The 23185-nt window shown below is 37.2% G+C and carries 17 protein-coding genes; 6 read left to right on the top strand and 11 right to left on the bottom strand.

Annotated features, from left to right (window positions below; translation table 11 throughout):
* Positions 1-16: 16 nt before the first annotated feature.
* Positions 17-1825, bottom strand: a complete 1809-nt coding sequence (locus ACNKXV_RS07940; RefSeq protein WP_417907178.1) for a sodium:proton antiporter — start codon at positions 1823-1825, stop codon at positions 17-19.
* Between the two features lie 134 nt (positions 1826-1959).
* Between ACNKXV_RS07940 and ACNKXV_RS07935 the strand changes: the two genes are divergently transcribed.
* On the top strand, positions 1960-2460 hold the full coding sequence (locus ACNKXV_RS07935; RefSeq protein ID WP_417907177.1) for a GreA/GreB family elongation factor: 501 nt from the start codon (positions 1960-1962) through the stop codon (positions 2458-2460).
* On the opposite strand, the gene ACNKXV_RS07930 is transcribed toward ACNKXV_RS07935, so the two are convergent.
* The 8 genes from ACNKXV_RS07930 to ACNKXV_RS07895 form a co-directional block, all read right to left on the bottom strand.
* Positions 2454-5054: a hypothetical protein gene (locus tag ACNKXV_RS07930; protein ID WP_417907176.1), complete on the bottom strand. Its 2601-nt coding sequence runs from the start codon at positions 5052-5054 to the stop codon at positions 2454-2456. The genes ACNKXV_RS07935 and ACNKXV_RS07930 overlap by 7 nt on opposite strands.
* Before the next feature lie 13 nt (positions 5055-5067).
* A complete protein-coding gene (locus ACNKXV_RS07925; RefSeq protein ID WP_417907175.1) occupies positions 5068-5601 on the bottom strand; it encodes a DUF4402 domain-containing protein in 534 nt (177 codons plus the stop codon).
* Positions 5598-8291, bottom strand: coding sequence for a T9SS type A sorting domain-containing protein (locus tag ACNKXV_RS07920; RefSeq protein ID WP_417907174.1), 2694 nt, complete (start codon positions 8289-8291; stop codon positions 5598-5600). Before ACNKXV_RS07920 ends, ACNKXV_RS07925 begins: the two co-directional genes overlap by 4 nt.
* A gap of 81 nt (positions 8292-8372) precedes the next feature.
* Entirely contained in the window at positions 8373-9197 is an 825-nt protein-coding gene (locus tag ACNKXV_RS07915) for a fimbrial biogenesis chaperone (protein ID WP_417907173.1), read from the bottom strand.
* A gap of 76 nt (positions 9198-9273) precedes the next feature.
* Entirely contained in the window at positions 9274-9774 is a 501-nt protein-coding gene (locus ACNKXV_RS07910) for a DUF4402 domain-containing protein (protein WP_417907172.1), read from the bottom strand.
* A 97-nt stretch (positions 9775-9871) separates the two neighbouring features.
* Entirely contained in the window at positions 9872-10366 is a 495-nt protein-coding gene (locus tag ACNKXV_RS07905) for a DUF4402 domain-containing protein (protein ID WP_417907171.1), read from the bottom strand.
* Positions 10367-10569: 203 nt separating this feature from the next.
* Positions 10570-11028, bottom strand: coding sequence for a DUF4402 domain-containing protein (locus tag ACNKXV_RS07900; RefSeq protein WP_417907170.1), 459 nt, complete (start codon positions 11026-11028; stop codon positions 10570-10572).
* Between the two features lie 337 nt (positions 11029-11365).
* Positions 11366-12211: an OmpA/MotB family protein gene (locus ACNKXV_RS07895; protein ID WP_417907169.1), complete on the bottom strand. Its 846-nt coding sequence runs from the start codon at positions 12209-12211 to the stop codon at positions 11366-11368.
* Positions 12212-12634: 423 nt separating this feature from the next.
* Here ACNKXV_RS07895 and ACNKXV_RS07890 point away from each other — a divergent pair, with 423 nt between their 5' ends.
* A complete protein-coding gene (locus ACNKXV_RS07890; protein ID WP_417907168.1) occupies positions 12635-17644 on the top strand; it encodes a translocation/assembly module TamB domain-containing protein in 5010 nt (1669 codons plus the stop codon).
* The gene (gene tamL, locus ACNKXV_RS07885) at positions 17634-19913 is read left to right on the top strand and encodes a translocation and assembly module lipoprotein TamL (RefSeq protein WP_417907167.1); all 2280 of its coding nucleotides are present in this window, start codon (positions 17634-17636) and stop codon (positions 19911-19913) included. The genes ACNKXV_RS07890 and tamL overlap by 11 nt, the downstream gene beginning before the upstream one ends.
* Here tamL and upp read toward each other — a convergent pair.
* A complete protein-coding gene (upp, locus tag ACNKXV_RS07880; RefSeq protein WP_417907425.1) occupies positions 19910-20569 on the bottom strand; it encodes a uracil phosphoribosyltransferase in 660 nt (219 codons plus the stop codon). The two genes, tamL and upp, sit on opposite strands and share 4 nt — an antisense overlap.
* A 255-nt stretch (positions 20570-20824) precedes the next feature.
* On the opposite strand from upp, the gene ACNKXV_RS07875 reads away from it, so the two are divergent.
* The 3 genes from ACNKXV_RS07875 (at position 20825) to ACNKXV_RS07865 (ending at position 22508) form a co-directional block, all read left to right on the top strand.
* On the top strand, positions 20825-21190 hold the full coding sequence (locus tag ACNKXV_RS07875) for a nuclear transport factor 2 family protein (protein ID WP_417907166.1): 366 nt from the start codon (positions 20825-20827) through the stop codon (positions 21188-21190).
* Positions 21191-21207: 17 nt separating this feature from the next.
* The gene (locus ACNKXV_RS07870; protein WP_417907165.1) at positions 21208-21822 is read left to right on the top strand and encodes a DinB family protein; all 615 of its coding nucleotides are present in this window, start codon (positions 21208-21210) and stop codon (positions 21820-21822) included.
* A gap of 65 nt (positions 21823-21887) precedes the next feature.
* Positions 21888-22508 carry a hypothetical protein gene (locus ACNKXV_RS07865; RefSeq protein WP_417907164.1) on the top strand — a complete coding sequence of 207 codons (621 nt, stop codon included), beginning with the start codon at positions 21888-21890 and terminating at the stop codon, positions 22506-22508.
* Positions 22509-22558: 50 nt separating this feature from the next.
* On the opposite strand, the gene ACNKXV_RS07860 is transcribed toward ACNKXV_RS07865, so the two are convergent.
* Entirely contained in the window at positions 22559-23035 is a 477-nt protein-coding gene (locus tag ACNKXV_RS07860; RefSeq protein ID WP_417907163.1) for a ferritin-like domain-containing protein, read from the bottom strand.
* Positions 23036-23185 lie beyond the last annotated feature (150 nt).

Genomic DNA, 23185 nt, shown 5'->3' with positions numbered 1-23185 from the left:
CCACAAAAATATCAATTTAAAGCTGGCTCGAAAGTAAAAAGGTAGCGGTGATCCAGAGAATAATCGATAAGACACCACCAATAATAAGGAAGTGTTTGAATTTATAGATACCCATTCCATAAATTATAGTGTTGGTTTGATACCCCACGGGAGTAAAAAAGCTAAAATTTGAAGCAAAGAGAACAGAAAGTATAAAGGGTTTAGGATCTAAATTTAGATTTGTCGCTATGGTAATTGCTATTGGTGCTATAATGATAGCGGTGGCATTATTGGATATAAAACCACTTAGAAACATGGTAACAAGAAATAACAACCCTATAATAATATAGTTTGCCTTGTCGTCAAACAGTTGAAGCAGGTTCTGGGCTAACCACGTATCTGCTCCGGTATTACTCATAGCCACGCCAATCGGGATCATTCCTGCAAGTAAAAAAATAATTTGCCAGTTAACCTGGGAATAAACTTTCCCAAGATCAATACATTTAAATAAGATCATTAGAAAACATCCTAGAATCGCGCTTTTCAGGATGGGGAAAATTGAAAAAGCAGAAAGGCTTATAACCAAAAGTAAAATTCCCAGACTAAGATTTCGTTTATTCTTGGAAGCGATACTAATATCCTGATAATGTTGAAGAATACTTACATTATCCATTTTTCTTAAGTCGTCAAGAACAGCTGGAGTTACTTCTACTAACAGCCGGTCACCAACTCTTAATTCAATATCATCAGACTTTTTATCAAAGATCCGCCTTCCGGGATTTCTCAGGCTTCTTCTTTTTCTAATCGCCAAGGGGAAGGCTCCATGCAGATCGTACCAGCCCACAGTTTTTATACTTTTACCAATAAGCGGAGAATTTGGCAGCATTAAGAGTTCTATCAATTCTATGTTTTCATCGATTTCGTCATTCTGAAGAGGGGAGGAAGTAGAATCATTCTCAGTTTTTCTAATTACCGTGAAATCTCCTGAATCTTTTAACTTGATCAATTGTTCGATATTACATCTCAATAACAGCTGATCTCCTTCTTTAACGGTAGTATATTTACCCGGGTGTTCATTGATGATCCCTTTTCGTTTTAAGCGAATAACTTCAATATCCTCCGGGTTGGTTCCAAATACCTGTTTAATATTCTTGGAAATTAATCCCGAATTTTTAGAAATAATTACTTTGGTAATAAATTCATCCAGGTCATAATCAGCTTTAAGATCGGTTCTCTTTTTTTTAGGCAGAAAATTTATCATGACACTTACCATTACAATGGTAATGATCATAAAGATCACGCCCAGCCAGGTAAATTCAAAAAAACCAAACCTTTCCACACCTCTACGAACAGCGACGGCATTAACTATAAGGTTGGTAGAAGTTCCCATAAGGGTGCAACTTCCACCTATTATCGCCGCAAATGAAACCGGTAATAGAAGTTTGGAATTTGGAATGTCGAATTTCTCGGTTAACTCATCGATTATTTTAACGAATACAAGTACCACTGCCGTGGTATTGATAAAGGCAGAAATACTTCCGGCAATAAACATAAATACGGGAACCATTAAAAGGAGGGGAAGCCCCCTTAACTTCTTAAGACCCTGGGCCAACCAGTCTATTACCCCGTTATCTTCCAGACCTATGGCTATTATCATAAGTGATAAAACCGTTATGGTTGCCGGACTTGAGAAACCTGAGATCGCCTCTTCGGGGCTTACCAGATTGGTCAATAATAAAAGACCGAGTATAATAAATGCAATCTTATCTACCGGAAATATTTCCAGGGCAAACAGCAGGATCACCAGCAAAAGGATCCCAAATAAGATGAGAATATCCGGACTCATAACAGATCAATAGTTCTTATAAAAATAACTTTAAGTTGATATGAAAACTTTGTTTTCAGAAATATTTATGATTCCTATAAGAGCAGAGTACGAAACAGTTTATTATTATTCAGTTAACTTAAAATAAAGGATTTATGAGCCGAGGATTTGTAAAGGAAGAAGATCAGGAAGAACCACTTATGGTTCCACCTCGGGCTGCTATTCCGGAAGGAGTTACCAATTATGTCACGCCAAATGGTTTGGAGGAACTTAATGGGGAGCTTAAGCGGCTGGAGGAGGAAAGAGCTACTGTAAAGGCTGAAAATGAAACGGAAAAGCGAAGGACCCAGAGTCTTATAGATGGGAAGATCAAATTATTAATAGAACGGCTTAATTCTTCCCGGGTGCTTCAACCCGGAGAGCAACCAAAGGATGAAGTAAGATTTGGAGCTATGGTTAAACTTAAAAGTGAAAGTACCGGACAAATTCAGGAATTTCAAATCGTAGGCGTGGATGAAGCCGATATCAAAAAGAAAAAAATAGCTTTTGTAGCTCCAATAGCAAGAGCCATTACCGGTTATAAAGTAGGGGAGGTGGTTGAATTTAATTTAGGAGGTGAGGTAAGAAAATTGAGAATCACCGAAATCTTCTATTGAACCTTTTCCTGAACTTTCAAAATTAATTCCAGGTCATCAACAATAGCACCGAATTCAGTTACTTCTATCTCAAAATTTAATTTACCAGGAGTAGAAAAATATCCCAGATTGTTTAGTTGATCTTCATCTACTACAGCAGAATATTTCCCGGGTTTTAGCCCCAGGTAACTAAAATATCCATCTCCCTCACTTAGAAAACTGGTGACTTTTACACCGTGTTCATTTATTATGTTTATAATGATTCGGCCAAGGCCTTTTACCTTTTCATTACTCTGGAAATAAACCATTCCGGCAACTTCTCCCATAACGCTAACGGGGATATCCAGCTTTCTGAACTGGTTAGGCAGGGTTTCAATAGAAATCGTAGGTTTCATGATCTTCCACGCAATATTATCTAAACTCGATGGATCGATTTCAAGGATCAATTCCCGATAAGGCTGAAGATCTGAAATGCGTAAAACAGTTTCATCTTTGTTATAGTCTAATTTTCCAGGTTTCCCCTTAAATCTAAGTCCGGGGACTCCAGGTTCCATTTTGTCTCTTTTACCGTTATAATTGAGATCCAGAAAAGGATAGATGCTTACTCCGGCTCTTCCTACACTGTTTCGACGTACTGCTGAAAGTTGTCCGGAAGTTCTGTCATATAAAAAGCTTCCCTGGGCAGCCTGAACAAAAGACGAATTCCTATTACCAATTCGCGAGGTAAAGGAGGTTTGTGCAAAATTGAAATTGTAACGGAAACCTACTTCAAAGGTATGGGCATTTCTTCTAAAATTATTTTCATAACCCAGATTAAAAAAGCCTCTCTTAAAGAGAGGTTTTTCAAATTCCAGTATCATATTGGTAAGCTCCCCGGTACTGTAATCATATTGAATTTGCGGAGAAAACAAGAACTGAAGAGGCAGCCTGTAAGTCTGAGACAAGGTGGTATATACTGTGGGTCTTAAGGCTCTTTCATTAAATATACCATATGTTGTTAAATTGGTACTTACCCCGAATAACAAACCGGATAATAGAAACTGGCCGGTAGTAAATTTAGTGGTTGGTAAAACGATCTGATTTAAACTGAATCGCGAAAAAGCAGTAAAAAATTTTGTTCGAAGTGGAGAGGAGATAGTGATCTTTCTTTCCTCCAGATAATTATAATTTATAGCAGTTTGGTCTTCTTCATAATTGGTATAATTAAGGTCCACCTGAAAATTTGAGGTCGTTCGGTAGCTAAGCAAAGCTTCAGCTTTTACACCATGGGTATACTCCCCTGAAAAAAGAAGATTTGAAGCAAGTATGGCAGAAGTATTAATAAATGGCATAACCTCCCCACTGCTCACATCATTTAAGTATTCCACTCCACCTCCTACAGTAATTGAATTGCTTAGACCGTAATTAAGGTTTAATCTGGAAAATCTCCGGTTTTCCTCATCCTCAACGACTCCTGCGCTTAAGGTATACTCAAATTCATTTTTTGGGATGAAGTTATATGGAATATTGATATTGCGCTGTTCAGAGCGTTCCTCACCATAAGGCCCATAAAACCTAAGGCCAACCGCTGTATTTCCATACATTATAGGCACGTCGAAACTATAGAAACCAGATGCATCTGCCTGTGTGTAATCTACCAGCACATTATTTACATAGAGTTCTACTGTCCATCTCGCTTCAGTAAAATCACTTAGATTATAGGTTCCAAATGATCTTCGATTCATAACAGGTGAGTTGCTAAACTGCACCCCAACAACGGGAGCAAAAAGGGAAGAAGTAGATCTTGTAAAGATCTTACCCGCTGTAATCTGTTTAAATACCCTGCTTTGATTATTCACATATTTCCACTGATAAAACTGGTTACGGGAGGTAAATGGGAGATTGGTGGAATAATTTAACCGCAGGTTGGTTTCCCCACCTGCGATCATAGTTCCAAGGCCAAGATTAAAACGGTTATCATTTAACCCATTGGTTTGCTGAGTTGTAATTACTGCCCAATCGGCCATTCCTGCCCGGAAAAAAGGATAGTTGCGGGGAATAATAGTATCCGGCTCATTGATCCCCTGCACCCGTTTGATATTTTCCCTCATTCTTTCAAGCCTAATTTGCTTGATCACAGGTAATTCAAGCTCTGTTTCAAGATTTACTGATAGACTTCTGAAATTGAAACTGGTTTCCAGCCCAAAAACTTTTTGAAATAAACCTGCATTTAAATATAGGGTAGTAGGTGTTAGCAAATAATCTTCCTCTTTCAATTCAAAAATTGAATCTTTTATTACTAGCTCAGAATTTATGGTGTTAATTGAATAATTATTGGCGGGGTTAATTATATATCCAGAAAGGATCTTACCATTTGCATTTTCTTCAACTTTGAGCCGAAGAGTTTCGAGCAAAGGTTTTACAGCAAGATATGCCTGTTCACCTCTTATTGCAATCGGAATTTCATAGGAGCCAAGGGATGGAATTTTGATATCTACCGTAAGTTCATCAAAATCTTGATAATCTTGTGCATATAGAGATATTCCGCAGAAAAAAAATGTTCCAATAAAAAGTATTAATTCTTTCGTTCTAAATTCAGCTACCTTATGAAAGAAGTTTGGAAGTATTCCTGACATCAATAAAAATGGCTTATTCCTGTATGAAATTAATTATAATGGTGCCGGTATAGTTCCCGGGAGGATTTGCAGAATCCACACTGCTTACCTCTAAAGTACCCCCAACATATACTTCATTAGGCGTATTGGGATTTCCCTGTGTGATGAATGTTGTTCCCGTGCTAAAATCTAAATCTGCAATACTTAAATACATGGTGCCGCCGTTACTGCCAGTTAATGTGAAGGTACTAGCAGCAGGGACTATATTGATAATGGTTCCGGGTAAGGCATAAACATCAAATAGGGCAGAAGTTACAGTTGGACTGTTTATCAAGATCACATCACCTGTTGCAGTTCTGGTACTATTATAAGATACATGAACGGTCCCTGTAGAGTTCCCTGTAATAAATGCTCCAAAATTTAGAAATCTTGCCGTACGAACTTCAACATCGATAGGAATTGGTGGGTTTTCCTGTGCAAAACCCTGAATAGTAACCAGCATGAGAAAAAGGCCTAAAATATGGGAGCTTCTGTATTTACAACTGACTATCTTATTTAAGATCTTCATAATTTTATCAGGACTTTCTTTGTATAACTCTCTTTTCCGGTACTAAGGATAAATAAGTAGAGGCCGGAACTTTTAATTCCTTTAATTTCAATAGTACCTTTACCCTGAATACTTCTAAAATCCAGTGTCTGTCCATTCAGATTAAAAACCTGCACCTGTCCCTTTTCCTGTACTTTAAAATAATGATAGAGCATTACTCTTCCTTTTTTGTCTATAACACTAAAAGGATCCATAAAAACGATGGCTGGATCTGATATTGGTTTATTGGAAAGCAAAAGTTCAAAACGGAAATTATAGGTTCCTTTCTTCAAATAGAAACTGATTGCATTATTTTTTCTAAGATCCTGCCCGGTTCTGTTTTGTTTATCGATAAGATATATAAATTTAGAATTGAAATTCTCCACTTCAGCAAGTTGAATCTTCATTTGACCGTCCCGGTTTATTTCAATTCCCAATGGAATTCGTGTAATACTATTTTCAGTGTTATAGGATGTTCCGTTTATAGAAAGTTTTTCACCTTCAGTATCCAGACTATAGAGATTTGGCACATTTACATCTGTATTCATCAGCTTATGAGCATCTTTGTCTTTCTCAAATTCGGGTTTTGCAATCGGTGAAAAATATATTACCGCGGCATCAAAATCAGGTGAATCAGTAAATCCGGCCTTAAGCCTTATTAGTGTTTTTTGAATTTCAGAAGATTTTTCTTCCTCTCGTTGTTTATAAAAACCCTGACTAAGGTCTGTAATTCTAACTTCATTAGTGAGTCTAAGATTCCCGGTTGTAAAGCCATCACTTACTTTTACGAAGAAACCCTGCATTGAGGGGATGATTGAACCTCCGGAACCTGATCCACTTGAGATTCCACCTACAAAAGAGGTATAGGTTCCGGAATACACATCTGTATCACTGGCAGTGAAAAAATAGACCGCATCATCTATATTTTGTTTTGTCCAGCCAGATGCTGCATTCCAATCTATGGGTGAGGGATATGGGTTACCCACTAAATTGTATCCTTTAGTAAAAGTGCCATTACTGTTTTGTAAAGTTCGGCTATAGGATCCATTATTTACTTCTCCTGTTAATTCAATTGTTACCGGAACATTAGAACTTCCAAAATTCACGGCATATCCTTCAAGAATATTGAGGGCATTGGATGCTGTATCATAAACCGTCCACCCGGAGGCATCTTCATTAGTAGAACTTTCTCTGGCTTCATTGTATGAATAAAAATGAGGGAAAGTGCTGTTAAGATCTACATAACCTGAAAAATCCCCAACCTGTGTATTATTAAAAGGGGTGCTAAAATACTTATATCCAAATCCGCTATCCAGATATCTTTGCATAGTAACAACTCCCACAATTTCTCCATTCCCTGAACCATCTATGAGTGCAGTTTGGTTGATATCCGAAAGTAAAGTTAGATTAGAATTAGTTGTAAAATCTCCTGTTTGTAATAGGAGAATTCCGCTAATTCCCAGAGGTCCAGATAGTCCTGCACCCGCTGGATTATTTATCGTAAGATCCCCGATCTTATCATTTAAAAAGCTACCTGCTGGAATATCCTGTATAGTGCTTCCCTGTAAAATAATGGTCCCGGCTGTAGCATCTATATTTCCATAACTGTTTATAGTTCCGGAAATCTGAAGTTCGTTAGAAAGTATAACTAAGCTAGCAGTTCCTTCCATACTTATATCTTTAACCTGTGCTGCAGCTCCTGTATTTACTACAGGATAATTTGGAAGACCATCGGGTATAAGAATCTCTGTAGTTAGATCTGGAATAGACCCGCAACTCCAGTTAGAAGCATTATTCCAATTTGTATCAGTGGCACCTCTCCAGATATTTGTAGTACCTACCGTTAAGCTAACTTTTCTTGAGATTGAAATCTTGCAGGTTTCAAAGGGATCTGTAGGCGTGACTACAACTCTATATAGATTCCCGCTCATCCCCATAGTAACATTAGAAATAGTAAACTGGGGGGCGTCATTTCCAACATTTGTCCAGGTATTAGCTGTTGATTTTTTTTCCTGCCATTGGTATTTCACATTATTATAGAGAGGTACACTATAAGTCGCATTTCCTCCCGGACAGGAATTAGTATCATTAATTGTAGTTAGGTCATAACAATTTAAGAGGTCAATGATTCCTGGGGGAATATTTTCCTGATTGTTTACATAATCTGTCTCATCTCCATAATCACAGGTTTCGTTTACATCACCGGTTGTGCCAGAATATTCTTCGGTGCATCCAAAATTATCAGGAAAACCATTGCCCGTTACGTCTCCGAATACGTAAATACTCGCATTGTCTATATTAAGGCTTCCCTGTTTCGAAGAACCTTTACTTTCAAAATTCCCGTAGATTATTAGGTAGCTCGAAAGCGAAAGATCCACTTTATTATTTACGGTAACATTTCCAATAACCACAACGGTAGAAGAAGGCCCCATACTGAATCCTTCTGAATTATTGGTCATGTCTAGGTTTCCCTGTACAATGAGGTTGCCATTTACAATGAGATTTCCTCCATCGCCAATTTCCAGGTCATTCACCTTAACAGTTGTACCTTCAGGAATCGTTACTGCATTATGTTCTATTCTTACATTATCTGTCACTGAAGGCTGACCGGCTGGGGTCCAGCCAATTTCCTGCCAATTCCCGATTCCTCCTGAAACCTTCGTTTGCCCCATGGCTAACACGGGCAACAAAAGAAGCAGCAGGAAAGAGGGGTAAAATAAAAATTTAGATGGTACGAAATTGAGCATATAGAGTTATTTCAGATCTAATTCAGAAACTGATAAGATATCGCCCGAGTCTGAAGTATACGTAATACGCAGTTTTCCATTTTTAAGGTCAGACTTCCTGAAATCCTGTATTTCCATCGAGAAATTTCTTTTTGTATTGGGAGTATAAACTGAAATTCCCTTAACCTTTTTGATTTCTCGAGTCTTTCCAGGTGTTGAAATATATTCTACCAAAAGATCACCATAAACAGACATATTTCCGCTTCTGTTAATGGTCATAGAAAGCTGATGATTTTCCTCATCCTTTTGTTCAAGATAGATATTGGATAGCTCAATTTGGGTATTGGATTTACCATTTCTTATTATAACCGGAATACTAATTCCAAACACGGTTTTTATATTAATCGAGATCCCTTCAGCTTCCTGTGCATTCTCGGCTCCTAATGCCGTTTGATCTTCAATCGCTCTAAAATACATATGAGATCTATATTCCCCATTTTCCAGTGCTGAAGTTTTGGTTAACTGCACCCGCACCGTTTGAGCTTCATTTGGTCCTAAATTAACTCTTCTGGGATAATATCTTAGAAATTCATCTGCAAATCGCTGGTTCTCTTCAGGAGTGCTAATTTGTTCAAAATTACCCTCTTCGGTCATTTTATACTGTATAAAACTTATTGCATAAACTGCAGTATCACTACCAGTATTTACCAAAGTGATTTCCTGAGCCCGTTGTGAGCCATCAAAAACCAATCGTTTTGGCATTACCATAAGGTCACCCTGAGCAAAACAGGTTAAACTGAAAATAAAAAGAAATAAAACTGAAAGAAGGGAAGTAGGTTTTTTTGTAAACATAAGGGAGCAATAATAAGGTTAAAAATAGAAATGTTGCAATTGCTAAAATAGAGCAAATCCTGAATATAACCTTGGTTTAATTATAGGTAACAGTTACACTGAAGCCTGTAGAATTGGTATATAACCCTGGGACCTGATTCGCTTCCAGGTTTAAAGTAGCACCGATCCTTAAAATATCAGCGCCTTCAATCCCTGAATAGATGAATGGTTCCACCTTGAATTGATTTATCAGAATTGTTTGATTTGGGTTTCTCTGATTGTATAAAATAAAGGAATCGGGTAAAGTGATAGAATAATCATTGTCACCATGGGTCACGACAGCCTGAGCAGGTGAAACTTCACCCTGAACTGCATTAGAAATTTGTACTCCAACAGCAGTTCTTGTCCCGTCTGGTGATAAAATAAGGCTCCCGGGATTATAACTGCTAAGAACATTCCCAAAATTAAGATCCAAACTTTTTTGGATTGTAATAGGTTCTACCACACGTACTACGGTATTCACAACTGCAGAGGCAGAAGCCTGAGCAAATCCCTGCGCCGAGAAAAGTATGCTGAGAATAACAATAAGCTTTTGCATGATAAGGTGACTTTTAATTAACGATAACTTAAAAAAAATAGGCTTAAAGTAAAAACGCCGCCACAGGGCGGCGTTTTTAAATACTTTTCCTTTTTATTTATTCGTATGATACGGTTACCGTAACTGTTCCAGAATAAGCACCAGATGTTTGACCATCCCCAACGGTTAAGGTCCCCCCAACATTTAATTCTTGTGCTGATCCTGAACCAATATTCCCTGTATCAGCTCTATCGTGGTCAAAAGTAATTCCCATAGGAGTTCCAGTTCCTGTTAAAGTAGTAGCTGGAATATCAATTTTATATGAAAATCCATTTGCAGCGGTAATGTTAAATTTAGCTGCAGTAATTGGAGTAGCAGTTGTTATGGCCATTGCCGTATTAGTAAAAGATCTTGCACCTGCAGGAGAAACAGTTACATCACCACCTGTAGCAGTACCATTAATACTTCCAAAATTTAAAGCGGATCCGTCAGTTATTTGTATAGGACTAACAATTTGTGCAGTAACATCAGCCGTACCATCAGCTGAGTCAGCTTGTGAAAATGCCGTTGCTGAAATCAAAACGAACATTAAAAGTAGGGTAATTTTTTTCATGATTGAGTAGGTTAAATAGTTTATTACTGCTGTAAAGATGCTATCATCTTGGAGTAAGTACCAAATGTTTTCGTTGATATGTGAATTTTATTCGTTAAGCGACGAAAAAGTGTCGGTGAATGAAAATTAAAATTCCCAATTTTTCAGATTGTAGGAAGAATTTTTGACTTTTTCTGGAAGTAACACCTTACAAATACTGTCTCTTAATTATAACTTACAGTCACAGCAAGGGGTGCCGCATTCGTATATTTTCCTGGTTCCTGGTTGGGTTGTAATTCCAGAGTTGCACCAACCCGAATTATCTGGACTCCTTTCTTAATATCCTTAGTTTTAATATTAGTGCTGAAATCTTTTATGATTATTTCATCGTTGCCATTGGTCATTTTATATTCATCAGAAGGAATTTCAACGGCGAAAGAAAGGTCAGATTGTCCCGTGATCATGAAGGAAGCGGCAGAAGCGTTCTCTGAGTTTTGAAGTAATACCCCTCCTTTAGTAATTCTTGAATTATCAGGATTAAGTACAACTTCACCACCGGATTGAGCATCAACGTCTGCAAAGTTCATATGAGAGGTGGTGGTGATCTGGATAGGCTGAATAATGTTAACAGTGGCTGTAAAAGTTGCAGTGGCGCTGGATTGTCCATAATTTATTAATGGCATTAGCCCCAATAAAAATGTAATTCCAATTAACTTATATGTTAGCTTTCCTTTCACCAGATAAAAATAGTAGAAAAAGTTAAACAGGTAGTTAAAAAGCACAAAAAATCGATGAAAAACATTTTTATTTATTAATGCTTTAACAACTCTTCTTACATTAGATTTTATATTATGCAGGGATTAACCAGAAAATTCTGATATTCAGTATTTTAAGACAAATAATAGTAGGAGAAATTTTATGCTGGCTTAAAATCAGGATCCCAGAAATAGGAGGGAATTATATCAAATAAAAAAGGGAAAGCTCTCGCTTTCCCTTTTTCCATATTCAATAAATGAATTATTATTTTTCGGTCACTGCAGCATCAGAATCCAGCATTGCAAAGAATTTATCAAGATTTGGAATAATTACAATTCTCGTTCTTCGGTTCTTCGCCATATTCTCTTTATTTGTATTATCTACCAGTGGCTGATAACTACTTCTACCGGCTGCGATTAGTTTTGATGGATCAACATTATATTTATCCTGTAACAATCTTACTATAGAGGTTGCTCTTCTCACACTTAGATCCCAGTTATCCTGGATATAAGAATCTTTTACCATGGTACGATTATCTGTATGACCTTCGATCATAACTTCCATTGCAGGTTCGCTATTGATCACCTGAGCAAGTTTTTTTAGCAATGGCTGGGCATCCCTGGATACTCTGTAACTACCACTTCCAAATAACAACTTGTCTGATACATTGATCATTACTACAGTTTCCTCGACACTAATGTCAATATCATCCTGATCTGCTCCTTCAGTAATATTCTTTTTAAGGTTATAGGAAACAGCAAGATTAATAGAATCTTCTAAAGTCTCAGCACCTTTTACCTTTTCCGGGTCCATTTTAGCCAAAGTCTTTTTCATCTTCTCTTTGGTATTATTGGACATTACCGTAAGATCGTTCATCTTCATCATCCCATCATTTTCAGTTCTAAGGGAATTGATCTTGGCATTATAATCTGCTACCCTTTCTTCTATACGGGCATATTTTTCTTCAATCTCTTCTTTTTCAACTCTTGTTTGTTGTAGGGTACTTTTAGTATCATTCAATTCCCCTTCAAGGGCTACATACTTTTTTTTCGATACACATGAAGTTAGCATTCCAGCTGCTAATACAGTTACAGTTATCGCTCTTCTCATAAAAAATAATTTAATTTAATATTAGTATTGATTATTTAGTTGTTGCTTCTAAAAGTGCGAGAAGTATGCCATTTTATTAAGAATTGCTTTTTGAAGGATATACTTTATAAAATCCTAAGCAATTGAAAAAGGACCTAAGCCACTGAGAGTAAAACCTATGCTGGCTTTAAACACCTGCTTTTACTTAGCTTATAAAAAAATCTACTGATTCTTTCTCTAAGCCTGTTAATACTTTAAAATGTGTGGAATCACCTAATGTCGCTGTATATAAATTCCACACCATAAATCTCAAAATTTTCAGGCATTACATTAAAACCCCTTGATTTTAAGCCTATTTTAACACAAGTTTATTAGAATACAACAGAATGTGATTTTACAATATTAGGCCTATCCTCTAACTTTGAGAATCGAAAAATTCACCATTTGAGCAAGGCCAAAAAAATTATTATTAAAACACTTAAGATCATTGGAAAAATTTTTCTGGGGATCTTTATTTTTTTTCTTCTCCTTATATTCTTTGTTCGTAGTCCGTGGGGACAAAATATTATTAAAGACAAAGTTATTTTCTCCATTGAAGACAAAACAGGAGCTCAAATAAATCTCGAAAAGATCTTTATAACCTTTAAAGGAGACATCCAGGTGGATGATTTATTTATTCAGGATGCTCAGGGAGACACCATAGTTTTTTCAGAAAGTATTTCGGCAAACATTCCCTTATTACCTATTATTAAAGGTCAGGGCTTTAATCTTACCTCTCTCGATGCCACTCATGTTCGGGCAAATCTTATTCGTAAAGACACCATTCAGGGCTTTAATTATGAAGTTTTGATGGATGCATTTGTTTCTGATACCTTACAAACTCAACCGGCAGTAAAAGACACCGCTGCCGCACCCACGGCTATTACCCTGGGCAATTTTAATCTGAAAAATTTCGATGTAAAATTCAGGGATGATGTTACGGGGATTAACTCAAGAGCTAAGTTTCAAAACTTAAAGCTCTCCTTTAATGAAACAGATCTTGATAAAATGGTTTTTCACATTCAGAAGGCAATGCTGGAAGATGCTGATATAAACTATGATCAAACCAGACCATTTCCCCCTTCTGAAGGTGAGGCCTCTCCAATGCCGGTAGTAACTATAGAAAATCTTGATTTTAAAAATGTAAAGGCCCGATATAACTCTGAACCTGATTCCCTGGAGTTAAGAATGGATGTTACCCAATTAGATTTCCTTCAGGGGGATTTCAATCTAAAAGACAGTATTATTAATGCCGCCGAATTTAAACTTTCCAACTCTGATGTTTTTCTGGGTATGCAGCAAAGTACTTCAAAAAGTAATTCTTCCGAAGAAAAGGATGCATTCGAATGGCCTGGATGGAAGATCAGCATTGGCAACACAAATCTTCAAAACAATAATATTACCTATATAGTTAATAATGCTCAGGTTCAAAAAGGGAAGTTTAATCCCAATGCGATCGTTCTAGAAAATCTTGACCTGAAGTCCTCAAAACTTACCTATGCTCCAAAAAATATTGAAGCCAATATTTCCAAATTGAATTTTAAAGAAGGGTTTGGGATCCAGGTTGATAAATTTGAGATTAATGCTCTGGTCAATAATGAAGGGATGGAATTTAAACAGCTAGATATTAATGCCGATGCTAATTCTATGACCGGAAATGTGAAGATCGATTACCAGAATTTTGATGATTTCCTTAAAGATCCTGGCTCAGCGAGAATTGTAGCTGATGTTTCAAGCCTAAAAATACAGATAGCTGATTTATATAGATTTCAACCGGATTTACAAAACAATGAATATATAAATGCTCTTTCCAGATTCCCTGTTTCGGGCAGTTTAAAGGCCGATGGAAAAATGGATAATATCAGGATCAATTCAGTTAATCTACGCTGGAAGGACACTCGTATTTCTGGAAATGGAACAATCATAAATGCTACGAATCCGGATAAGATTGCCTATAATTTCCCGCAGGTTAGATTTAATTCCACCAGAAATAATATTCAGAAATTCGTGAAAGAATCTGATCTTGGAATACAGCTTCCTGAAACCATCAATATAACCGGTAGCTTCACTGGAAATTCCAGCAATATCAAAACCAATTCCAGGGTAATTTCATCCAAAGGAAATATAAGTGTCGATGGTAATTTTGAATTTGGTGACCGCATGGTTTTCAATGCCGAGGTGCAAGGCGATAATATAGCTCTGGGAGAAATTTTACAGAATAAAGCCCTGGGTAATATAGAACTGGAGATCACAGCATCCGGGAATGGTAATAGCATGGATAATTTAAATGCTACCCTAAATTCAACAATATCCTCTTTTAGTTATAATGATTATGAATTCCGTGATATTCAGCTTGCCGGGGAATTAAAGAATGGCAAAGGTCCTGTTAGTTTAACTTATAAGGATTCCAATCTGGATATGCAGGCTCAAACCATAATTACTCTCGATACGGTTGCTCCTGAATTTAATTTCAATGTTAATGTAGAAGGAGCAAATTTAAATGCTTTGGGGATTACCCGGAACAATATAAGTACCGGTTTTGAACTGGACGGCTGGTTTAAAGGTAATTCTACCGAATATGAACTTAAAGCCAATTTAATAGAAGGCGTTGCGGTTTATAATAATGAGTCCTACCTGCTTGGAAATCTTAAAGCAACTGCTTTTGTTAGAGAAGATACCACATCTGTTAAGATCGATAATCGGGTTGTAGACCTTAATTTACAGTCTAATGCCAGCCCGGTTGCTTTTTCTGAAGCAATTGACCGTCACTTCAAAAGATATATTACTGAAGGGTATAAAGAAGATTCTATTATAAATCCGGTTAATCTAAAGCTGGATGCAACCATCCATGATTCCCCAATTTTAACTGAAGTATTCCTGATTAACCTTGAAGATCTGGATACAATTGATGTGAATATCGATTTCATGGAAGCAGAAAGACGTCTTGATGCTTTTATTTCAGTCCCACATATTACTTATTACAGCAGTGAGATTGATAGTTTGCATCTTAATCTAAAGTCCAATCCTCAGGATTTAAATTTAAAACTAGCCTTTCGAGAACTAAATGCGGGTCCACTTGCAATTAAAAAAACGATCCTTACCGGGGATGTTCAAAACAGTAAACTCAACCTGGATTTTCTTTCTGTTTACGACAATCAACCTTTAATACACATAAGCTCTAATTTAAATTTTCAGGGAGATACTTTAAAATTTCATGTAGAGCCTAAAGAACTGATATTAAACCGGAATCCCTGGCAGGTTGATCCTTCCAATCTTGTAAGCTTTGCAACCGATTATCTGAATTTCGAAAATTTTCAATTTTTCAGGGAGGAGCAGCAGGTTAAAATTAGCAATGACAAACCTGGTTTAGAAAAGGAGCATTTAAGTCTTGATTTTAAAAATTTCAAACTCGCGGCTTTACTTAATTATTTTAATCCTGAAAAGCAACTGGCAACAGGGGAAATCAATGGAAATATTACATATGAGGAGCCATTTGGAGAAACCGGGATAGTAGGGGACATGCAGATCGATAATTTCCATTTAATGGATGTTGATCTTAATACCCTTAGTCTTCAGGGTGAATCTTCAGGGTTTAGTGAATATGATTTTAAAATGGCGGTTAAAGGCGGGGAAGTAGATTTAGACCTTACCGGATCTTATATCGCTGCCGAGCCTTCTGCCAAACTGGATATGTTACTATCCTTAAACGAGGTTCAAATGAGTGCTGTGGAAGGATTCTCCCGGGGCTTTATCAAAGACGGTAGTGGTAGCTTCTCCGGAAACTTTAATTTAAATGGTACTGTACTGGAGCCAAAGTATGATGGGAAACTTGCTTTTAACAATGCAAGTTTTAAAGTGTCCATGCTAAACGAAGATTTTGTTCTGGCAAATGAGGTGCTTAAACTGGATACCGATGCTATATACTTTAATGACTTCAAGATCAAAGACTCCAGAAATAATGCGGTTGTGGTAAACGGAAATATTACCACAGAAAATTTATTCAATCCGGGATTTGATCTGGATGTACAGGCAAAGGATTTCAGGCTGTTGAACTCTACTAAAGAGGATAATGAAATGTTCTACGGTACTGCGGTAGTGGATACAGATGCTCAAATTACAGGTGATCTTACTCTACCTAAGATAAGTATGAACATAGACGTTAAAAAGAGCACAGATTTCACTTATATAGTTCCGGAGACCGAACTTCAGATGAAAGAAAGAGATGGAATCGTGATCTTCGTGAATAAGGAAAACCCTGATGATATACTTTCTCAAAATAAGGAAGAGAGCTATATAGTTTCCGGCTATGATATTTTTTCAAGGATTTCTGTAAACAAAGGCGCAACCTTTAATGTTATAATAAATCAGGAAACCGGGGATAAATTCCAGGTGCAGGGAGAAGGAGATCTAATTTTCAATATGTATCCCAATGGACGTATGGCCCTCACCGGAATTTATGAAATTAACGACGGGTTCTATGAAATGAGCCTGTATAATCTGGTTAACCGGCGTTTTGAAATTGCAGATGGCAGCAGGGTTTCCTGGGCCGGAGATCCGTTTGAAGCTCAACTCGATGTAAGAGCCATTTATAAAGTAGAAACTTCAGCTTCTTCGCTAATGGCTTCTCAAACGTCTGCAGTAGACCCAGGACTGGAACAACGCTATTTGCAGGAATTGCCATTCCTTGTTTATTTAAATATTGACGGAGAATTGATGAAGCCAAAAATTTCCTTTGGCCTGGATATGCCTGAAAATGAGCAGGGAGCCATAGGAGGTCAGGTGTTTGGCAGAGTCCAGCAACTAAATAACCAGGAACAGGAACTCAATAAACAGGTTTTTTCATTATTAGTGCTTAATAGATTCTTTCCCGAATCCGGTAGTAATGGAGCCGGTGGTGGAACCATGGCCGTGGCGCGGGATAACCTTAATAGCGCTTTATCTGATCAATTAAATATGCTTTCAAGCCGAATTATGGGGGAGAGTGGACTTCAGCTTAATTTTAATGTAGACAGTTTTACAGATTATCAGGGTGATAATCCGCAGGATAGGACTCAGCTTGGGATTAGTGCGCAAAAAGCATTTTTAGAAGACAGGCTGGTGGTTGAAGTTGGTAGTGCTGTGGATATCCAGGGAGGAAATGAAGCAGGGCAGGAGGCAAGCCCGGTGATTGGGAATGTAAGTATTTCCTATTTGTTTGATGAAAACGGAATATGGCGAATAAAAGGATTCAGCAGAAGTCAGTTTGAAAATGTAATTGATGGCCAACTTGTTGTAAGCGGGATCGCTTTAATTTTCACCAAAGAATTCAATAAATTCAAGAACATGTTTGAAAAAGCAGTGATGGAAAATGTTCAGAAAAAAGAAGATGACCAGCAGGCTGCGAAAGAAACTGAAAATTCAGAAGATGAGAATTAAAATTCAAATTTTTATAATTAGCCTTTTTACGCTATTTCAAGCCTGTAGTGTGGAAAAGTTCATTCCTGAAGATGAATTGCTTTATACCGGAGCCGAAGTAAATATAACTTCAGATTCTACTTCAGCAATTAAGAATAAATCAGGCTTGAAAAATGAATTAACCAATGTACTTCGACCAGAACCAAATACTAAAATTCTGGGAATGAGACCTGGTCTTTATTTTCATTATAAAGCTCAAAAGGAAAACCCCGGCTTCATCAATAAATTCCTTAATAAGAAACTGGGTGAACCGCCGGTATATTTGTCTGACGTTAATATTAACAATACTGAAGATCTCTTATTAAACCGTCTGGAAAACAGGGGTTTCTTTTATTCCAGAGTGAAATCTGACCAACTGCGGAATGAAGAAGCGAAAACAGCCAGGGTTTCTTACGAAGCTATCCTGCCAGATCCTTATACTATGGCCACTTATCAACTGGATACAGATACCCTTCAGGTTTATAGAGCCATAAAAAAAAACTTAGATAAAAGCCTTCTTAAAGAAGGAATGAGGTTCGATTTGCCGGAATTAAAATTGGAAAGGGAGAGAATTGACAATAATTTAAAGGCGAAAGGATATTATAATTTTAATCCCGGCTTTTTGATCTTTGAAGCAGATACCAATCAGTACGATAAAAAGAAGTTCGACCTTTTCCTTAGGTTAAAGAAAGATGTGCCTTCAAAATCTGTTATTCCTTATCGCATTTCCAATGTGAATGTTTATGCGAATTATAACGTTGACGAAGATAGTTTGACGAAAAACTATGAAAGGCTGGAGGATAAAAACTATTTTCAGGAAGACCTTTTCTTTAAACCCAAATATCTCGATCCATATATCCTGATCGAAACAGGAGACAATTATAGTCCGTCTAAATCCCGGAATACAAGCAGGAGACTTGGATCTATAGGGGCTTATAAATTTGTGAATATTCGTTATGATGAGATCGATACCCTGGCTGCAGATAGTACGGGTTTACTGGAAGCAAATATTTTTCTTTCTCCACTAAAAAAACGTGCAATTAAAGCCGAATTACAAGCAGTTACCAAATCGAACAATTTTGCCGGACCACATCTAGCGTTGACCTTTTCAAATAGAAACTTATTTAAGGGAGGTGAAAGACTGGACATTTCAGCGAATTTTGGTTATGAATTTCAATTAGGTTCCGGCGGGATTCCGGGAAGAAATTCCCTTCAGTTTGGACTAAGCAACGATCTTATTATTCCGCGATTACTTTTCCCCATTCAGTTCAATACCAATTTTTTTAAATACGATATTCCCAAAACCAGAATTAGCCTTGGAGGGGATTATTTACGCCGAAGCCAGCTTTTTACGTTGTCTTCTCTCAATTCGGCCTTTGGTTATTTTTGGAATGCCTACAGGTATGTTACTCATGAGCTAAATCCAATTAACCTCAATTTTGTACGACTGAGCAATACAAGTCCGGAATTTGATGATATTCTAACAGAAAATCCTTTCCTGCAAAGCAGTTTTGAACAGGAATTTATCGCCGGGCTTACTTATACCTTTATATATAATGGTATGATCGATGCCGCCAAGAAACATGTGTTTTTCCTTAATTCTAATTTTGACATTGCCGGTAATAGCATGAGCTTGTTTGGAAGCCCGGGAGCGGAAGGGAAGGACGAAGTATTAGGTCTTAATTATGCCCAGTATGCTAAGCTGGATATGGATTTTAGATATCATTTAAGATTAGGTAATGGCCACGTTCTGGCAACCAGATTATTTGGAGGATATGGGATACCTTATGGGAATTCTGAAGTAATGCCCTTTAGTAAGCAGTATTTTTCAGGAGGACCATATAGTGTGAGAGCCTTTAGAACCCGCTCTCTGGGGCCGGGAACTTATGTGCCTTCCAGTGACGATTCGGTATATCGGGATCAGTCAGGAAATATCAGGTTCGAGGCAAATGCCGAATATCGGTTTCCAATAATAACTTATCTCAACGGAGCATTTTTTGTGGATGCCGGGAATGTATGGAATTCTAAAAGAAATATAGAAACCGGTTCTGAAGCCGGGCAGTTTCAATCTGATTTTATTACCGAACTTGGGATTGGGACCGGTGCCGGACTAAGAATAGATATCCAAAGCTTTGTGTTAAGGTTCGATCTCGCTTTTCCTTTACATGATCCCAACCAACCTCTGGGTTCACGATGGGTAAATGACTTTGGATCTCCCGTATTTAATTTTGCTATTGGATACCCTTTTTAGTGCTGCATTTTCCCCCCATAACATAGATCTCCGGCATCTCCTAATCCCGGAACTATATAGCCGTTAGAATCCAGCTCTTTATCAATGGTGGCGATCCATAACTTAGAATTTTCAGGAAATTCTTTTTTAAGGTATTCAATTCCTTCCAGGGACCCAATAACAGAAACCAAATGGATTTTTGCGGGTTTTCCCATAGTTTCCAAAGCCTTTAAAACATTGCAAAAAGATCGGCCGGTTGCAAGCATAGGATCAGCAAGAATAAGTGTTTTACCTTCCAGAGAAGGGGAGGCAAGGTATTCTACCAAAATTTCAAATTTCTCATCATTATTGGGGTGATGCCTGTACGCTGAAATAAATGAGTTTTCAGCATCATCAAAATAATTAAGTATTCCCTGATGTAACGGAAGTCCTGCCCTAAGGATTGAACAAATAACCACTTCGTTTGTTGGGTTCGAGATAGTGGATTCACCCAAAGGGGTTTGAACCTTATTGTCCTGATAATTCAGTTCTTTACTAAGTTCATAAGACATGATTTCGCCAAGCCTTTCAATATTTCTTCGGAAGCGCATCCGGTCCTTCTGAATATTAACATCTCGTAATTGACTAATAAATTTATTGGCGATAGAATTTGTCCTTAGAATTTCCTGAACCTGCATGAATAGAGTAAAAATTTGATTTTTCAAATTTAGGAAAATTTCAAGGCTTATAAATGAAGATCAACTAATATGTGAGATTATAGTCTGGCATTATTAAGAAGAAACTTTAAAATAAATCGCGTACAATCACCTAACTATCTGAATATTAGAAAATAATAATGTAAATTTATGTTTGCTCCATTTACAATACTTGTTCAGCCCCACCTGTAGTGACAAATAAATTGCTAACATTCTCACATAAAAATTCAAGGATAAATGGATAGAAATAAACTGATAAAGAAATTAAACAATGCATTCGCAGAATGCGATACAAGATTTCTTGCCGATAGTGTAACCGATGATATCCAATGGAAGATTGTAGGTGAAAAAACAATTGCCGGAAAAGAGCAATTCGAGAGATCTCTGGAAAAGATGAGATTGGGAGGTCCAATGAATATAACTATCCAGGATGTACTCCATACAGATAAAAGATCTGTGGTAGAAGGAACGGTAGAGTATAAAACTGAACCCGGGCGGAAGAAAAGATACGCCTTTTGTGACGTTTATATTTTTTCAGATTCAGATGAGTCAAAATTCAGGGAACTTAGAACCTATGTTTCCAAAGTCAATAAAGTAGATTAACAAGTAAATTAAACAATATGAAAGCGATTATTTTATTTTTAGGAATAGGTTTTTTCTGGGCACTCAGCTTTGAACATTGCCCGGAGAAGCCTGAGTGTTTGGTAACTTCTGAAAAAGATATTTATGAGTATTTGGATTCCACAGCATCTGCCCTTGAAAGTCATGTAGAAGGTCTCTCAGAGGAACAAATGCAATTCTCTGCAGATGAGAACAGCTGGACCATTGCCCAAATTGTGGAGCATATAAATATTGTTGAAGGTGGTTTAAAAGGACTTTTAAATTCTAAACTTGAAGCAGGCGAAAATTCGGAAATGCGAGACCAGATTAAATTTTCTGATGCAGAGTTGCTGGCTTTTATTACCAACCGTAGAGAAAAAATCAAAACTCAGCCTCAGTTTGAACCCGCCGATTCCTTTACAAGTTCAGCTGAAGCTCTTGATGCATTTAACGATCAAAGAGAAAAAATTGTTGACTGGCTTAAAGATTCTAACGCCGACCTGAGAAACTATGTAGCTGAATTTCCTTTTGGAATGATTGATGGCTACCAAACAGTTCTGTTTATGGCCGGTCATACTGAAAGGCATATTAAACAAATTGAAGAGGTGAAAAATAACCCTAACTTTCCGAAGTAAAATATGGAAAACCTCAAAATTTTGGCCGTATTTTTGATTAGAGTAAAAGTATATTAAAACTAAAAATGCGTACCAATCTATTCATATTACTTCTTTTCATAAGTGCTACAGGAGCTCAGGCACAAATCGAGATTCCGCGTAGTACTAATACAGGAAGAGTTATACGAGCTGAAGAATCAAATTCCACCGGCTTCCCAATTTTAAAAAAGGAAGAAGCTGAAGAAGAAAGCAGATTTTTAAAGGATAAACCTAAAGCCATTGACCTGAGGGAAAATCCTAAGGGTTTAATGACAGAGGCTGATGCCATGGCTCAGAAATGGAGCGAGGACGCTGCGGTTAAAGAAGAATATAAGCATGACCAAAGTTTGGGCAGTGTAGTTACACAAGGCCGTTTTGTTGAAGTTTACTGCAGAGATCACCAGTATATAGACGGGGATAAAGTACAGATATTCGTTAATGGCGAATTAGTGGAACATAGTGTGAACCTTACCGCTGCATTTCGACCTGTACTGGTTACCCTTCAGGAAGGTTTTAACAGCATTCAGTTTGTTGCCCTTAACCAGGGAAGTTCCGGTCCTAATACGGCTGAATTGAGAGTTTTGAGTGAAAAAGGGGAGCAACTTGCGAAAAAAGAATGGAATCTTTTAACCGGTTCAAAAGCTGAGCTGATCGTGGTTAAGAACTAAAATTAAGACAGTTATAAAATTACAGCCGGAATTTTCCGGCTGTTTTTATTTTAAGCTTCAAGATCTTCAAGTAACCTGATGGTATCAACTGTTTGGCTAATTCTACTTCGGTGACCCTTAAACATTTCAGAAATTTCAGTAGGAAGAAATTTATTTTTCAATTTTGCGTCATACTCTTTTAAACTGGCTTTTTCACCCCGAAGACATTCTTCCAGTATTGCCTCATCATCATTCTTTGTAAATGTTGTTTTAAAATTCATCCAAAACCTGTGCATGGCGCCCATAGCGCTTCCTTTTTCTCCAGGATGTTCGTTTAGCAAATGAAGTTGCTTATCCAATTCTGTCGCAAAATGATTCCGTTGTACAGCCTGATCTTTTAAAAACTGCTTTAAATGAGGGTTGTTGGAATGTTCAATGGCCTTTTTATAACCTTTTTCGGCATCATAATTTTTTTCCAGTAGATCTGTTAGATTATGAACGAGATCATTATGACTGGCTTCTCTGGCTGCTTCTCTTGTAGTTTTCATAGAATTTATTTTTTAAGGATTTAATTCTATAAAGGTAATTTAAATTAAGCCTTTTAAAATGTTGCTTTACAGTTATTTACATGACAAATATCATGTTTACACCATAAAAACTACACATTTCTACTTATAGGCTTTATTAATAATTGAACC

This window comes from Christiangramia aquimixticola (assembly GCF_048285835.1).
Taxonomy (GTDB): Bacteria; Bacteroidota; Bacteroidia; order Flavobacteriales; family Flavobacteriaceae; genus Christiangramia; species Christiangramia aquimixticola.
The sequence above is the reverse complement of the archived record's forward strand: the minus strand, read 5'-3'. Positions and strand labels throughout refer to the sequence as shown.

Bases quoted from the DNA above. Each gene is read 5' to 3' on its own strand.
- ACNKXV_RS07875 (WP_417907166.1), top strand. From the start codon at position 20,825: ATGGATAGAAATAAACTGATAAAGAAATTAAACAATGCATTCGCAGAA.
- ACNKXV_RS07915 (WP_417907173.1), bottom strand. From the start codon at position 9,197: ATGTTTACAAAAAAACCTACTTCCCTTCTTTCAGTTTTATTTCTTTTT.
- upp (WP_417907425.1), bottom strand. From the start codon at position 20,569: ATGCAGGTTCAGGAAATTCTAAGGACAAATTCTATCGCCAATAAATTT.
- ACNKXV_RS07895 (WP_417907169.1), bottom strand. From the start codon at position 12,211: ATGAGAAGAGCGATAACTGTAACTGTATTAGCAGCTGGAATGCTAACT.
- tamL (WP_417907167.1), top strand. From the start codon at position 17,634: ATGAGAATTAAAATTCAAATTTTTATAATTAGCCTTTTTACGCTATTT.
- ACNKXV_RS07910 (WP_417907172.1), bottom strand. From the start codon at position 9,774: ATGCAAAAGCTTATTGTTATTCTCAGCATACTTTTCTCGGCGCAGGGA.
- ACNKXV_RS07930 (WP_417907176.1), bottom strand. From the start codon at position 5,054: ATGTCAGGAATACTTCCAAACTTCTTTCATAAGGTAGCTGAATTTAGA.
- ACNKXV_RS07860 (WP_417907163.1), bottom strand. From the start codon at position 23,035: ATGAAAACTACAAGAGAAGCAGCCAGAGAAGCCAGTCATAATGATCTC.
- ACNKXV_RS07865 (WP_417907164.1), top strand. From the start codon at position 21,888: ATGCGTACCAATCTATTCATATTACTTCTTTTCATAAGTGCTACAGGA.
- ACNKXV_RS07940 (WP_417907178.1), bottom strand. From the start codon at position 1,825: ATGAGTCCGGATATTCTCATCTTATTTGGGATCCTTTTGCTGGTGATC.
- ACNKXV_RS07925 (WP_417907175.1), bottom strand. From the start codon at position 5,601: ATGAAGATCTTAAATAAGATAGTCAGTTGTAAATACAGAAGCTCCCAT.
- ACNKXV_RS07920 (WP_417907174.1), bottom strand. From the start codon at position 8,291: ATGGGGCAAACGAAGGTTTCAGGAGGAATCGGGAATTGGCAGGAAATT.
- ACNKXV_RS07935 (WP_417907177.1), top strand. From the start codon at position 1,960: ATGAGCCGAGGATTTGTAAAGGAAGAAGATCAGGAAGAACCACTTATG.
- ACNKXV_RS07905 (WP_417907171.1), bottom strand. From the start codon at position 10,366: ATGAAAAAAATTACCCTACTTTTAATGTTCGTTTTGATTTCAGCAACG.
- ACNKXV_RS07900 (WP_417907170.1), bottom strand. From the start codon at position 11,028: ATGCCATTAATAAATTATGGACAATCCAGCGCCACTGCAACTTTTACA.
- ACNKXV_RS07870 (WP_417907165.1), top strand. From the start codon at position 21,208: ATGAAAGCGATTATTTTATTTTTAGGAATAGGTTTTTTCTGGGCACTC.